This is a genomic window from Paenibacillus guangzhouensis (assembly GCF_009363075.1).
Classification (GTDB): domain Bacteria; phylum Bacillota; class Bacilli; order Paenibacillales; family Paenibacillaceae; genus Paenibacillus_K; species Paenibacillus_K guangzhouensis.
The window spans coordinates 5,295,001-5,309,776 of record NZ_CP045293.1 but is presented as its reverse complement, the minus strand read 5'-3'; the positions used below and the strand labels follow the sequence as shown (position 1 = coordinate 5,309,776).

The window sequence follows — 14,776 nt, the reverse complement described above, 5'->3', positions numbered from 1 at the left end:
GACATCGCAGCACTCTAGTACGAGGATAGGTGGGAATGCAGATGATTCCACAGTATTTGGTAGATTTTTCTCTACAGGATTTGCCCAAAATCGAGACCGATGTGATCGTGATTGGTGTCGGCATTGCGGGGTTATTCACTGCGATTAAGGCCAGCGAGCAGAATCAAGTGATTATGATCACGAAGAAGTCGCTGATGGACAGCAATACACGTTATGCGCAGGGTGGTATCGCAGCGGTGATCTCAGAAGATGATTCACCGGCCTATCACCGGGAAGATACACTAACGGCCGGAGCGGGACTCTGCTCGGAAGATGCTGTCAACGTGCTGGTTCACGAAGGACCGGAAGGGGTTCGGCAGCTCATGACGATGGGCGCTGAATTCGATCTGGAGGATGGCGAATTGGCATTGACGAAGGAAGGGGCGCACAGTCACCGCCGTATTCTGCATGCCAACGGGGATGCGACGGGATATGAGATCGTCCGTGCGTTATCGGAGAAAGCCAAGGTAAATCCGAAGATCGATATCTGGGATGACCATTTCGTCATTGATTTAATTACGCATGATGGGGAATGCATCGGTGTATTGACGCAAAAGCCAGATGGCAGTCGTGTATTCGTGCAGGCGCGAGCCACGATCCTGTGCTCCGGCGGCGCGGGGCAATTGTATCGGTATACGACGAATCCGGATGTGGCGACAGGCGATGGTATCGCGATGGCCTATCGGGCAGGCGCTTTTATTCAAGACATGGAATTCATTCAATTTCATCCAACATCCCTCTGTTACCCGGGTGCACCAAGATTTCTGATCTCTGAAGCGGTACGTGGAGAAGGTGCTTATCTGCGTAATATCAAGGGAGAGCGGTTTATGGATAAATACCATCACCAGTTGGAACTGGCTCCGCGTGATGTCGTTGCTCGTGCAATCGTGAGTGAAATGGAAGAGACGAATTCGACGTTCGTATTCCTCGACATCACCCATGCATCAGAAGATTTCATTAAGCATCGCTTCCCAACCATCTATGAGACTTGCCTGAAGTACGGTTTGGACATGGCTGCGGACTGGATTCCAGTAGCCCCAGCTGCCCACTATACGATGGGAGGCGTGCAGACGGATCTGAACGGCGAGACGAATTTGAAGCGGCTGTTCGCCTGCGGTGAAGTGTCTTCAACCGGTGTTCATGGCGCGAACCGATTAGCTAGTAACTCTCTATCCGAAGCGATTGTCTTCGGGCGACGGATTATTGAACGGATCAATACGTTGCTACCTCAGACGAACACCCCAAGCGATATCTTCTATACGGAAGATCGCAAGGAGGTGCCGATCCAAGCGATTGTGGAACGGCGTCTGAAGCTGCAGAAGGTGATGGTTCGCTATGCCGGACTACGCCGACATGCTGTGGGACTGCTCAAGGGTCTGGACGAATTAAAGCGACAATATCCCATTTATCATGCTTGCTTAACCAAACGTGAAGAATATGAATTTGCCAATATGCTGACGTGTGCAACACTTGTCACGGAATCCGCGTTATGGAGAGAAGAGAGCCGCGGTGCGCATGCTCGTGAGGATTACCCTGAACGTGATGATCTGGCGTGGCACAAACATACCGTGTGCCGCCGCAATCATGGCATTACAGAGGAGCGGATTGAACATGTTTAATGTATATAATCAGGCGCTGCGCGACCAGATTCGCGCATGGCTTCAGGAGGATATCGGGACGGGGGACGTAACGACAGCCTTTACGATCCCGGCTGGCACACAGTCCAAGGGCATCATTCATGCGAAGGAAGCGGGTGTGATCGCAGGGATTCCTGTGGCGCAGCTCGTATTCGAAATTGTGGATCCTACACTGATATGTTATGCGCAGGTGGAAGATGGGCAATATGTTGATAAAGGCACAACGCTGCTTATTGTCGAAGGAAGTACGCATAGCATTTTGACAGGAGAGCGCCTTGCACTGAACTTGATGCAGCGTCTATCAGGGATTGCGACGAAGACGCGAAAATTCGTTGATGCATTAGAGGGGCTTCCGACTCGCCTTGTCGATACAAGAAAGACGACACCAGGCCACAGGGCTCTAGAGAAATATGCCGTACGTGTTGGCGGAGGCGCCAATCATCGCTTTGGGTTGTATGATGCGGTCATGATTAAGGATAATCATATTAAGGGCGCGGGCGGCATTAAACCAGCCGTTGAACGGGCGCGTATGAACATTCCGCATACCATGAAAATCGAAGTTGAAGTTGAGAATTTCGACCAGCTCGAAGAGGCGCTTGAAGCACAGGCAGATATTATTATGTTCGATAATATGAGCCCATCGCGTATGGCAGAGGCTGTGCGACTCGTGAAGTCGCGTGCGCCGCATATTGTCACAGAGGCATCCGGCGGGATCACACTCGAGAGTATTCGTGAGAAAGCAGAGAGCGGCGTTGAAGTGATCTCTGTTGGCGGATTAACCTATTCCGTTGCAGCCTTGGACATCAGTCTAGATCTAAATGAGAAGAAGGCGGAGGCATAAAAGTGATACTGGTTATCGATGTAGGGAACACGAATATCGTATTGGGGCTCTATCAAGGCCGAGAGCTGCTGCACCACTGGCGGTTAAGCACGAATCGGTCTGCTACGGTAGACGAATACGGCATTCAAATTCATAATTTATTCCGCATGGGCCGTGTCGAGACGGATGCGATTGATGGGGTGATCATCTCGTGCGTTGTGCCGCCGATTATGGGGACACTTGAGCATTTGTGTGAGACGTATTTAGGCAAGACACCGCTCGTCGTTGGGCCGGGGCTCAAGACGGGACTAAATATTCGTTACGAGAATCCGCGTGAAGTCGGGGCGGACCGTATCGTAAATTCCGTTTCTGCGATTGAACAGTATGGCGGACCGCTGATTGTTGTGGATTTTGGTACAGCGACGACCTTCGATTATATTGATCAGAAGGGGAACTACCTAGGCGGAGCCATCGTCCCGGGCCTTGGCATCTCAACGGAGGCATTGTATCAACGGGCAGCGAAGCTGCCGAGAATTGACCTATCGAAGCCGAAATCCGTCATCGGGCGTAATACCGTCCATTCCATGCAAGCAGGTATCATTTATGGCTATGCAGGGCAAGTCGATGGGATTGTGGAGAGGATGAAAGCCGAGACCGGTGAGAACCCTAAAGTCATTGCCACAGGCGGGCTGGCGGCGTTGATCGCGAAGGAATCAAGATCGATTGATGAGATCAATTCGATGCTGACATTAGAGGGATTGCGTCTCATCTATCAACGGAATCAGCATATATCATAACGAAGTGCAGAGCAGGAGGTTCGAACATGACAGAAGCAGGACAACAGAAAGATTATTTAATTCGGGGTACGGCTTACAACGGAAAAGTACGTGTGTTTGCAGTACGGACGACACAGCTGGTGGATGAGTTACGACGCCGTCATGATACTTATCCGACTGCGACAGCGGCACTCGGACGTACGGCTTCGGCAGCTGCCATGATGGGAGCCATGCTGAAGGGCGAAGAGAAGCTGACCATTCAGGTCAAAGGCGACGGGCCTATCGGACAGATCGTGGTCGATGCGAATGCGCACGGTGATGTTCGCGGTTACGTGAACAATCCTGACGTTCATTTGCCGAGTAATGCGCAGGGCAAATTGGATGTTGCCGGTGCAGTAGGACGTGAAGGCTTCATCTATATCATTAAAGATTTGGGGCTGAAGGAGCCTTATCGCGGCAGCACACCGATTGTCTCGGGTGAACTTGCGGAAGACTTTACGTACTATTTTGCCAAATCAGAACAGACGCCATCTGCGGTAGGACTTGGCGTTCTCGTCGATACAGATGGTTCTGTGATTGAAGCTGGCGGTTTTATTATTCAATTATTGCCTGGATTAACCGATGAAGAAATTACGAAGATTGAGAATGCACTCGGTGTGCTTCCGACAGTAACGACGCTGCTCAATCAAGGCATGGATCTTGATGAGATGCTGTGCCAGATCGTGGACGATGTCCAGATCATGGATCAGATGGACATTCAGTTCCGCTGCAAGTGCTCGCGTGATCGGGTAGAGACGACACTGCTTAGCCTAGGGAAATCCGAGATTGAACAGTTGATTGCAGATGATGAGCAAGCGGAAGTTGTCTGCCATTTCTGTAACGAGCCCTACAAGTTCAACCGCGAGGAGCTTGCTGCGTTGCTAGAGCGTGCCACAAAGTAAGAAGAATGACGAGGTGTACCACCTGCTAGATCAGTCTTGAAGTACGATGGAAAAGGACATTGGGGAAGAATGACAAGGATGGAGAAAGGCCTTTGGGTCTCTGTTGCGGTGTTGGTCGGTTGTGTTGTTATTTTATCATGTATTATTTTGCTTCGATTGTCGGCGTCCGAATCGAAGCAGCAGGAAGGTCAAGACGCCTCGTCACAGCATGAAGATGCGAGCGTGATTGCTCGTCTTGGTAGTGAGTCGATCACCGAAGCACAGGTTCAGCATGAGCTAACGAAAAAATATGGCGTGCAAATGCTTCAAGACATGCTGAAGGAGAAAGCCGTCGCGCAAGAGGCTGAGCTTCTAGGCATTCAGGTGACGCCCGTTGAGGTAGATGAAGAACTGGGTCGTCTGGTGGCTGGGTATGAGAATGAAGATGCGTATTATAAGATGATGTTCGCGCAGGCCGGGCTAACGCGAGCTGGGGTTCGTGATGATATCTATCGAGGGCTCCTCATGGATAAGATTATGGTCGCGTATGCAAATGTTCGGGAAGATGAGATCGATGGCTATATTTCGGAGAATCCGAGGGTATTCCATGCGCCTGAGCAGCTTAACATTTCCCAGATCACCGTGAATACGAAGCAAGAAGCGGAATCCATCCTGGAGCAGCTTGCGGATCATGCTGATTTTGCCTCATTAGCAGAACAGTACTCTACGGATGCCTTCTCCGCGGATCAGGGCGGTGAATTAGGTCTTATCGATTTGGACGATCCTTTTGCGGACGCGGTTATTCTCGCTTCAGCGGCACGTCTTGAGGTTGGGCAAGTGGATGGACCGATCAAGCTCAAACAAGGATACGCTGTGATTCAATTGAACGGCAGAATAGCGGCGCGCTCGATGAGCGATGCGGAGTCCCGTATGGTCGCGCGGAAAGAAATTGCGCATACCAAAGGAAAGTCTTCGCAAGAAATCGAGCAGGATCTCCTAGAGAAATATGGTGCGGAAGTCTTGGATTCGAAATATTTGGCGATTCAATAAATTGTGTGCTCTACAGATACCTTACCGTACCTGTAGAGCTTTTTTTTATCCGACAAGTCATTTTGGGTGTGAATGCTGGGCATATGCCTGATATTTTAAAGAACTGGTACTTTTTTCATGCATTCCTGTTGACAACCGCTTCGCAGGTTTGATACTATGATATTAATTTAAACCTACTGATTTAGTCGGAAATAATAAAATGATGAATACTGGGAGGCATTATCATGGCTAGAATCGTGCAGAATGTTACGGACCTTATTGGAGATACACCGCTTGTTCGCTTGAATCGCATTGTTCCTGAAGGCAGTGCAGAGATTTACGTGAAGCTGGAATACCAGAACCCAGGCTCCAGTGTGAAAGACCGTATTGCGATCAACATGATTGAAGCAGCTGAGAAAGAAGGCCGCATTAAGCCAGGGGACACCATCATTGAGCCTACGAGTGGAAACACAGGAATCGGACTTGCACTTGTCGCAGCAGCGAAAGGGTACAAAGCGATTCTTGTTATGCCAGAGACGATGAGTCTTGAGCGCCGCAACTTGCTTCGCGCGTATGGTGCGGAATTGGTGTTAACACCAGGAGCAGAAGGCATGAATGGTGCCGTTCGTCGTGCGGAAGAGCTCGCTTCAGAGAATCCTAGCTATTTCATCCCGCAACAATTCAAGAACCAAGCGAACGTTGAGATCCACCGTCTAACGACGGGACCTGAGATCGTTGAAGCGATCAACTCGCTAGATGGACAATTGGATGCATTCGTGGCAGGGATCGGTACGGGCGGAACGATTTCCGGTGCAGGTGAAGTGTTGAAGCAGAACTTCCCGAACATTCGTATCGTGGCAGTTGAACCATCGGCATCGCCAATTCTCTCTGGCGGCAAACCGGGGCCTCATAAAATTCAAGGTATCGGTGCGAACTTCATTCCAGAAATTCTGAATCGTGAGATTTATGATCAGATCATTACAGTTGAGAACGATGATGCATTCGAGCTAGCGCGTCGTGTTGCGAAGGAAGAAGGCATCCTGGTTGGTATTTCTTCCGGTGCGGCAATTCATGCGGCATTGAAGGTTGCGGCTGAGCTGGGAGCGGGTAAACGTGTTGTTGCCATTGTTCCAAGTAACGGTGAGCGCTACCTCAGTACTCCACTGTTTAATTTCGAGAACTAATCCTAAATTGATTATACGGATGCAAATCATGATAGCCCTCCTGCGATTCGATAGGCAGAGAGGGTTATTTGCATATTGTCAGGGGCCCCGCAAATGCCTTTGTGGGGTTATTTAGGTATAGGGAACATGGTATACTAGCAACCATATAAGAAGACATTCGAACATGCACCTCGAAGTGGCGAGGCTGCTGCTGTATTCGGTGCGCATTCATATAGATTGTTCGCAGGGGGATAAGATCGTGGAGATGACAATGACGACAAGGACGCAATGGAAGGAATGGAGTACGGCGTATTCGGTCCTACCGATGGTACACAAATTCCCTTGGCAAGCGTCAGAGCAGGGGATCGTATCATGGCGAAAGGCTTGGGAGGCTGCAAGTGAGTATTCTTTCGTTCTGGAGAGTGGAAAAGTCGGCAGATACACCTTCTTCGGTCTGGCACCGACTTCGGTCATTCGGGGGAAAGGAAATCTGGCGGAGACGAGCGACGGAATGAAGCTCGAAGGGGCACCCTTACCGGTTTTGAAACAATGGATGGCACCGTATCAAGCACCTTCGGTCGATCATGCCCCGAAATTCATTGGAGGTTGTGTCGGCTATCTCAGCTATGATATCGTTCGCTCCTTGGAACGGCTGTCGCTTACTGCGGAAGATGATTTAGGATTGCCGGATTATGTCTTCATGCGAATGGATGAGGTCTGGGTCCTGGATCATGAGGCGAAGGAACTGTACTGCGCCGTACATGTGCCATGGGATCAACAAGACCAAAATAATGCTGCCGACAAACTGGATGCGTTGTATCTCGCAGCGCAAGGTCGCATCCAGCGGATGAAGCAATTATGGGATGAGCTCATCGCTTCGGGCACTGGGGCGGATCAGGAGACACGTTCGAGACGATTGGCAATGTTTCAAGAGGAAGGTCAATCGGTCCATCACGGATCAGGCACACTTGAGGGCATGGAGACGGTATTTCCACGTGCTGATTTTGAAGAAGCAGTACGCCGCATCCAGCAATATATTGGACAAGGGGATGTATTCCAAGTCAATCTGTCGCTCCGCCAGAGCATGGCGGTCGAGTCCACACCGGAGCAATTGTATGAATGGTTGCGCCTCGTGAACCCATCACCGTATATGGGATTGCTTCGCTTCCCCGATTTTCAGATTGTCTCAGCCTCGCCGGAGCTGCTCGTGAAGCTGGAGCAGGGGCGCGTGAGTACACGGCCAATCGCAGGAACCAGACGGCGTGGGCGTACGGAGGAAGAAGACCTTCAGATGGAAGAAGAACTTCGCACGAATGAGAAGGAACGGGCAGAGCATATTATGCTGGTGGATCTAGAGCGGAATGATCTAGGGCGGATTTCGCGTTATGGATCTGTTCGCGTTAGCGAGTTGATGGTTATCGAGCGTTATTCCCATGTGATGCATTTGGTGTCAGAGGTTGAAGGCGAGCTTGCCGCGGGCAAGGATGCATATGATGTACTCGCTGCGACCTTCCCGGGCGGGACGATTACCGGAGCTCCGAAGGTGCGTACGATGGAGATCATTGAGGAGCTGGAGCCCGTTCGCCGTGGGCCATACACGGGATCCTTCGGGTGGATTGACTATAACGGGAATATGGAATTTAATATAATTATTAGAACGGTGACGCTGAAGGACGCGAAGGCGCATATCCAGACGGGAGCAGGGATTGTCATTGATTCCGTGCCTGAACGGGAATATGCGGAATGTCTGAACAAAGCCAAGGCGATGTGCAAGGCCATTCAGCTAAGCGAGTTGGAAGCGAACGCCATTTTGACGAGTAAAAGATAGAGTTTAGCAAGCTATGAAGCTTATGAGTTGAGAGGAGAAGAGATGAGCATGATTTTAGTAATCGATAACTATGATTCCTTCACGTATAACTTGGTGCAGTATTTAGGCGAATTGGGTGAAGAAGTGGTCGTACACCGGAACGATGAGATCGATATTGCGGGGATCGAGGCGATGAACCCCGACCATATCTTGATCTCGCCGGGGCCATGCACACCGAATGAAGCGGGCATCAGTATGGAGGTTATTGCATATTTCAAAGGTAAAATTCCGATTCTTGGCGTGTGCCTCGGCCACCAGTCGATCGGACAAGTGTTCGGCGGCAACGTTATTCGTGCGGAGAAGCTGATGCACGGGAAGACGTCCGAGATGCACCACAACGGGGAAGGGCTGTTCGAAGGCCTGCCGTCCCCATTCACGGCGACGCGGTACCATTCGCTGATCGTCGAGCGGGCGTCGCTGCCGGACTGTCTTGAGATTACGGCGGAGACGGCGGATGGCGAGATTATGGGACTACGACACCGCGAGTATGCCATTGTCGGTCTGCAGTTCCATCCGGAATCGATTATGACGGACCATGGGCACCGGATGCTGCATAATTTCTTGCAATTACGCGCCGACGCCGCGAAAGGTGAAATGTAAGTGATGCAATACATCGGATTCAACGGTCGTATCGTTTCGCCGCAGGAGGCCATGATCTCGGTACTGGATCATGGCTTTTTGTACGGGCTCAGCTTGTTCGAGACGTTCCGCACCTATGGCGGACGTCCGTTCCTGCTGAGCAAGCACCTCACCCGCCTCGCGGACGGCTGTCGCGCGGTCGGGATCGAGCTCCCGCGCGGCGCCGAGCTTGCGCGGGTAGAGCGCCACGTCGCCGAGCTGCTGCAGGCCCAGGGCCTGCGCGACGGCTACGTGCGCTACACCGTCACGGCCGGCGATGCTGCGCTCGGCCTGCCGGATGGCCTGTACATGACGCCGAACGTCGTCGTGTACGCGAAGCCCTTGCCCCCGGCCGCACCACTGGCGGCGAGGGGCCGAGCCCTGCAGCTATTGCGCACGCGCCGCAATAGCCCGGAAGGGGATGTGCGTCTCAAATCCGCACATTACATGAACAACATCCTCGCGAAGCGTGAGCTCGGCGAGACCCCATCGGCCCGCGCGGCAGGTGGCGCGCCCGCCGAAGGCTTAATGCTGAACGCCGCAGGACACCTTGCCGAAGGCATTGTCAGCAATGTCTTCTTCGTGAAGAACGGCGTATGCTATACCCCTGCGGTCGATACCGGCATTCTGCCCGGCATCACGCGCGGCTTCGTGCTGGAGCTGGCGCAGCTGGCAGGCGTCGTGGTGGAAGAAGGGTATTATTCGTGGGAAGATCTGCTCGAAGCGGATGAAGTGTTCATCACAAATTCGATTCAAGAGATCGTTCCTATTCATACCTTATATGATCTTGAACGTATCCAGTGGCGTAGCGGATCACGAAGTCAGTCGACAGGCGTATCCGAGGCCGTGGATCGAAGCCCGTCCGATGAAGAGTTACGATCTTCTATTCCAACTACGCATCTATTACATCAGGCTTATCAACAAGCCATCGATCAACATATAAAGGCGGTGCAATAATATGCAGCCAACCATCTATCAACGACAATATCGACTCGGCCCCTCTACGTTAACGCTTGGAACCCGGACGCTGATTATGGGGATTCTGAATGTAACGCCGGATTCATTCTCAGATGGCGGAAGATATAATGCCGTCAACGCTGCGGTTGCCCATGCGAAGCAGCTAACAGCCGAGGGGGCGGACATCATCGATATCGGTGGCGAGTCGACTCGTCCAGGGTTCGCTCCCGTATCATTAGAAGAAGAACTCGAACGGGTCATTCCTGTGATTCGTGCAATTCATGCCGAAGCACCCGAGATAATCCTGTCTGTGGATACATACAAGGCAGAAGTTGCACAGCAAGCACTCGAAGCGGGCGCACACATCATTAATGATGTGTGGGGATTCAAACGCGACCCGGAGATGGCGGCTGTCGCTGCGCAAGCGGGTTGTCCGGTCATTCTCATGCACAATCGGGAGAATCGGGATTATCGACACTACATGACAGATATTTTAAGTGACCTTCGGGAGAGCATCTCGCTTGCTCGAGCGGCAGGCGTAGCGGATGAGCGGATCATCGTCGATCCGGGTATCGGCTTTGCCAAGGATGCGCAAGAGAATTTATATTTTATGCGTCAGCTGGATCAGCTGCATGAACTCGGGTATCCGATCCTGCTCGCGACTTCGCGCAAGCTATTTATTCGCACAGTACTCGGTCTTCCGGTCGATGATGTCGTCGAAGGAACGGCTGCGACTGTTGCTTTTGGTATTGCTCAAGGGTGCCAGATTGTGCGAGTGCATGATGTAGCGAAGATCAAGCGCACGGTCGATATGTGCGATGCGATGTACTATGCCGCAGAGCCGACCTATTAACACACGCAAAGGAGATGGAATCATGGATAAAATAACATTAACGCGCATGGAGTTCTACGGCTATCACGGCGTGTTCGAAGAAGAGCGCAAACTTGGACAGCGGTATTACGTGGATTTGGAGATGAAGCTGGATCTTTACCCAGCGGGATCAACCGATGATTTGACGGCCTCCGTGAACTATGCTGAAGTGTTCTACACCATCAAAGAAGTAGTCGAAAAGAAATCCTTCCAACTTATAGAAACTTTGGCGGAAAATATTGCATCGGTAGTACTCGACACTTATACTAAGATCAACGAAGTGACGGTACGCGTCATTAAGCCGCATCCGCCATTTGACATTCATTTTCAAGGCGTTACAGTTGAAATTTGCCGCCCAAGACGTTAGATTGATGTTTAGAGGTAGTTCAAAATTCATCATTTGATCACGAAGTCATTCAAGAAGCATAGTCGACATCGAATCTTGCGTTCACCTTCGAAGTCCGGTACTCATTTAGGTTTCGCCTAAACTCCGTTCCTCCTTCTTCAGGTTCCCGCAACCTTCTCAGTGCTGAAATGCCGACTTTTTGAACACGCATGTATAGAAAGCGAGAATATAGCCAATGACTTATTCCAACCCCTCGGATCATTCTGAGGTTTATATTGCTTTAGGGGCTAATTTAGGGGACCGTGAACACACGTTGATGACGGCGATCGAGCTGCTGGACCGTCATCCAGCGATCACGGTTTTGCGTGTATCATCGATGTATGAGACCGATCCGTTCGGTTATGTGGATCAGCCCGCTTTTCTGAATATGGCGCTTGCCGCGAGTACGACGCTTGAACCTGAAGCCTTGCTCCAAGTGTTAATGGAGACCGAGAAAGAACTGGGCCGCGTTCGGGATATACATTGGGGTCCGCGCACCCTTGATTTAGATTTGATTTTTTACCGCAATCAGCAATTTACATGGAACTCTGAGACATTGATTCTCCCTCATCCACGGATGCATGAGCGACTGTTCGTGCTGACTCCGCTCTCAGATATTATCCCCGCAGGACCTCTGCACGAATTCGTACAGGACGCTATGGATAAACTGGAGGGAAAGGAAGGCGTTCGGCGTTGGAGAACAATCAATTGGCACAGCGGATCCGAGCATTCCGCAAATTAAAAAGCCTCACGCAGCAGCAGCTCGCGGACCGCATGGACATCTCTGTCGCCGTTCTTGGTGCCATTGAGCGCGGTAACCGCAGACCTGAAGAGACGTTACTCATCCGAATTTCAGAACATCTTGGTATTACAATAGAAGAATTAACGGGTGCCATGCATATGCGATAAATATGGCAATTCAAGAAAGAGGTTATGATCATGCTTAAAATCGGCAACATCGAGATGAAGAATCAAGTTGTGCTTGCGCCTATGGCAGGCGTCTGTAATCCGGCTTTTCGTCTTATCGCCAAAGAATTCGGTACTGGACTGGTATGCGCAGAGATGGTTAGTGATAAAGCCATTCTGCATGGAAATAAAAGAACGATCGAAATGCTCTACGTCGATGATCGTGAGAAGCCGCTAAGCTTGCAGATTTTTGGCGGTGACCGTGAATCGCTTGTCGAAGCCGCAAAGGTTGTCGATACGCAGACAAATGCCGATATAATTGATATCAACATGGGATGTCCTGTTCCGAAGATCACGAAGTGTGATGCAGGTGCGCGTTGGCTTCTCGACCCGAACAAAATTTATGAGATGGTATCTGCCGTCGTGGATGCGGTGAAGAAGCCTGTTACCGTCAAAATGCGTATTGGCTGGGATTCCGATCATATTTATGTCGTTGAGAATGCGAAAGCAGTGGAACGCGCAGGCGGTCAAGCGATTAGTGTTCATGGTCGTACGCGTGAGCAATTGTATACGGGCAAGGCAGACTGGGCATATATTAAAGATGCTAAGCAAGCGGTATCGATTCCCGTGATTGGAAATGGGGACGTCGTTACGCCAGAAGATGCCAAGCGGATGCTTGAAGAGACGGGCTGCGATGGAGTTATGATTGGACGCGGAGCTCTTGGCAACCCGTGGATGCTGTATCGTACGGTCGAGTATTTGTCGACAGGAATTCTACTGCCTGACCCTTCTGCTCAGGAGAAGATCCGGATTGCGATTCTTCATATGGATCGTCTTGTTGCCTTGAAGGGCGAATCGGTTGCGGTCAAAGAAATGCGCAAGCATTTGGCGTGGTACCTCAAAGGATTATCCGGAGCTGCGCGCATTAAAGACGTTATTATGGAAGAAACGCGCCGGGATGAAATGGTGCGAATTTTAGAACATTTTGTCGAATCATTAGATAAAGCCGAACAATCTGTCTCAGATTCGGGCGAAACAGTCGTCCACTAGACAAATTGTGAGCATGTCCACGAATAAAGCGGTTTCATGGGGAGGGGCAAGTGTCATTGACATTTCGATTGGCTTCCCCTATAATTCTGCATTAGTAAATTTGACTCGGTTTTAGAAGTCCGGTCTGTATGATTCAAGTCATCATGATTTCCGAGCGAAATATATTTTTAAAATAAGAAAGTGAATTCGTATCTGCAATCGTATCGGGTGCGAAAATCTCTCACATGACAGGAGAATCGGTGAAAATGAGCGATAAAGAAGTAATTCTGACCCAGGATGGTCTGAAACGGTTGGAGGAAGAATTAGAGAACCTAAAATCCGTGAAGCGCCGTGAAGTCGCAGAACGGATCAAGATCGCAATTGGGTACGGCGATATCAGTGAGAACTCCGAATATGAAGATGCGAAGAACGAACAAGCATTTATTGAAGGACGTATTATTACGCTTGAGAAAATGCTTCGCAACGCACGCATCATTAACAACGACGAGATTGATGTCGATACAGTAAGCATCGGTTCCAAAGTCGTTGTTGAAGATTTGGAATTCGGCGATACGATGGAATATTCCATTGTCGGTACAGCAGAATCTGATCCGCTTCAGAACAAGATTTCGAATGAGAGCCCAGTGGGCAGAGCGATCCTTGGCAAGAAAAAAGGGACCGTTGTTGATGTCAACGTTCCAGCGGGCATTATTCAATATAAAATCGTAGATATCAAAAGATAAACTCGAAATTCGTGTAGAAACGCTTTCTGTCCACAAAAAAGGGCGCAGAGGGCGTTTCTACTTGCTATAATAGGGGTATAACGTTTGAGTTAATGAAGGAGATGACACAGGAATGTCGGAAGAAATCGTAAGCCAGGAAACCGAACTTAGCGAATTGCTTCAAATTCGTCACAACAAGTTGGACGAGCTGCGCAAGCTAGGGATCGATCCATTCGGTAAGAAATACGTAAGAACACATACAGCAAAGGAAATCTTAGATGCGTATCAAGAAGTAAGCAAGGAAGACCTTGAAGCACAGACAGTTGAAGTAACGCTTGCAGGCCGTATTATGGCTAAGCGCGGCATGGGTAAAGCAAGCTTCGCCCACATTCAGGACTTGAGCGGTAAAATCCAAATCTACGTGCGTCAAGATTCGGTACCAACGGAGAAATACCAAGCGTTCGATATTCTTGACCTAGGCGATATTGTCGGTGTAACAGGCACTGTGTTCAAGACGAAGACAGGTGAGACTTCGGTTAAAGTGAAGGATCTTGAGGTTCTATCGAAATCTCTATATCCATTGCCAGATAAATTTGCAGGACTTAAGGACGTCGATCTTCGCTATCGTCAGCGTTATGTGGATCTAATCATGAGTCCAGATGTTCAGCAGACATTCATCCTGCGTTCCCGTATCATCCAATCGATGCGTCGTTACCTCGATAGCAAAGGCTTCTTGGAAGTTGAGACACCGACATTGCACACGATCGCAGGGGGTGCTGCAGCACGTCCGTTTATTACGCATCATAATGCGCTTGATATGGAATTGTACATGCGGATCGCGATTGAGCTTCACTTGAAGCGTCTGATTGTCGGCGGAATGGAGAAAGTTTATGAGATTGGCCGTGTGTATCGGAACGAAGGTATTTCGACGCGCCACAATCCAGAATTCACAATGATCGAATTGTATGAAGCGTATGCGGACTACGAGGACATCATGAGCTTGACAGAGCAGACGATTGCGCATATTGCGCAAGATG

At 50.2% G+C, this 14,776-nt stretch carries 16 protein-coding genes (1 of these 16 cut by a window edge); all 16 read left to right on the top strand.

The window, feature by feature from the left end:
* Positions 1–41 precede the first annotated feature (41 nt).
* Complete coding sequence (gene nadB / locus GCU39_RS23915; protein WP_152395754.1) at positions 42–1,658, top strand: L-aspartate oxidase; 1,617 nt, start codon at positions 42–44, stop codon at positions 1,656–1,658.
* Positions 1,651–2,517: a carboxylating nicotinate-nucleotide diphosphorylase gene (nadC, locus tag GCU39_RS23910; protein WP_152395753.1), complete on the top strand. Its 867-nt coding sequence runs from the start codon at positions 1,651–1,653 to the stop codon at positions 2,515–2,517. Before nadB ends, nadC begins: the two co-directional genes overlap by 8 nt.
* A gap of 2 nt (positions 2,518–2,519) precedes the next feature.
* Complete coding sequence (locus tag GCU39_RS23905) at positions 2,520–3,293, top strand: type III pantothenate kinase (protein ID WP_152395752.1); 774 nt, start codon at positions 2,520–2,522, stop codon at positions 3,291–3,293.
* 26 nt (positions 3,294–3,319) lie between these two features.
* Positions 3,320–4,213 carry an Hsp33 family molecular chaperone HslO gene (gene hslO / locus GCU39_RS23900; RefSeq protein WP_152395751.1) on the top strand — a complete coding sequence of 298 codons (894 nt, stop codon included), beginning with the start codon at positions 3,320–3,322 and terminating at the stop codon, positions 4,211–4,213.
* A gap of 78 nt (positions 4,214–4,291) precedes the next feature.
* Positions 4,292–5,242, top strand: a complete 951-nt coding sequence (locus tag GCU39_RS23895; protein ID WP_193726601.1) for a peptidylprolyl isomerase — start codon at positions 4,292–4,294, stop codon at positions 5,240–5,242.
* Positions 5,243–5,466: 224 nt separating this feature from the next.
* Positions 5,467–6,405, top strand: coding sequence for a cysteine synthase A (cysK, locus tag GCU39_RS23890; protein WP_152395749.1), 939 nt, complete (start codon positions 5,467–5,469; stop codon positions 6,403–6,405).
* Positions 6,406–6,649: 244 nt separating this feature from the next.
* Positions 6,650–8,212, top strand: coding sequence for an anthranilate synthase component I family protein (locus GCU39_RS23885; RefSeq protein WP_152397407.1), 1,563 nt, complete (start codon positions 6,650–6,652; stop codon positions 8,210–8,212).
* A 48-nt stretch (positions 8,213–8,260) separates the two neighbouring features.
* Positions 8,261–8,851 carry an aminodeoxychorismate/anthranilate synthase component II gene (gene pabA, locus GCU39_RS23880; protein WP_152395748.1) on the top strand — a complete coding sequence of 197 codons (591 nt, stop codon included), beginning with the start codon at positions 8,261–8,263 and terminating at the stop codon, positions 8,849–8,851.
* A 3-nt stretch (positions 8,852–8,854) separates the two neighbouring features.
* Positions 8,855–9,826 (top strand): aminotransferase class IV, encoded by a 972-nt coding sequence (locus GCU39_RS23875; protein ID WP_152395747.1) that lies wholly within the window; start codon positions 8,855–8,857, stop codon positions 9,824–9,826.
* Position 9,827: 1 nt separating this feature from the next.
* Positions 9,828–10,679, top strand: a complete 852-nt coding sequence (folP, locus tag GCU39_RS23870) for a dihydropteroate synthase (RefSeq protein WP_152395746.1) — start codon at positions 9,828–9,830, stop codon at positions 10,677–10,679.
* Between the two features lie 22 nt (positions 10,680–10,701).
* On the top strand, positions 10,702–11,064 hold the full coding sequence (gene folB, locus GCU39_RS23865) for a dihydroneopterin aldolase (RefSeq protein WP_152395745.1): 363 nt from the start codon (positions 10,702–10,704) through the stop codon (positions 11,062–11,064).
* Positions 11,065–11,278: 214 nt separating this feature from the next.
* A complete protein-coding gene (gene folK / locus GCU39_RS23860) occupies positions 11,279–11,824 on the top strand; it encodes a 2-amino-4-hydroxy-6-hydroxymethyldihydropteridine diphosphokinase (RefSeq protein ID WP_152395744.1) in 546 nt (181 codons plus the stop codon).
* Complete coding sequence (locus GCU39_RS23855; protein ID WP_152395743.1) at positions 11,776–11,991, top strand: helix-turn-helix domain-containing protein; 216 nt, start codon at positions 11,776–11,778, stop codon at positions 11,989–11,991. The genes folK and GCU39_RS23855 overlap by 49 nt, the downstream gene beginning before the upstream one ends.
* Before the next feature lie 30 nt (positions 11,992–12,021).
* Positions 12,022–13,038 carry a tRNA dihydrouridine synthase DusB gene (gene dusB, locus GCU39_RS23850; protein ID WP_152395742.1) on the top strand — a complete coding sequence of 339 codons (1,017 nt, stop codon included), beginning with the start codon at positions 12,022–12,024 and terminating at the stop codon, positions 13,036–13,038.
* Positions 13,039–13,283: 245 nt separating this feature from the next.
* The gene (greA, locus tag GCU39_RS23845; RefSeq protein ID WP_152395741.1) at positions 13,284–13,760 is read left to right on the top strand and encodes a transcription elongation factor GreA; all 477 of its coding nucleotides are present in this window, start codon (positions 13,284–13,286) and stop codon (positions 13,758–13,760) included.
* A 112-nt stretch (positions 13,761–13,872) separates the two neighbouring features.
* On the top strand, positions 13,873–14,776 hold the 5' portion of the coding sequence (gene lysS, locus GCU39_RS23840) for a lysine--tRNA ligase (RefSeq protein ID WP_152395740.1). 605 nt of this gene lie beyond the right edge of the window; only the first 904 of its 1,509 coding nucleotides appear in the window; the start codon lies at positions 13,873–13,875; its stop codon lies off the right edge, out of view.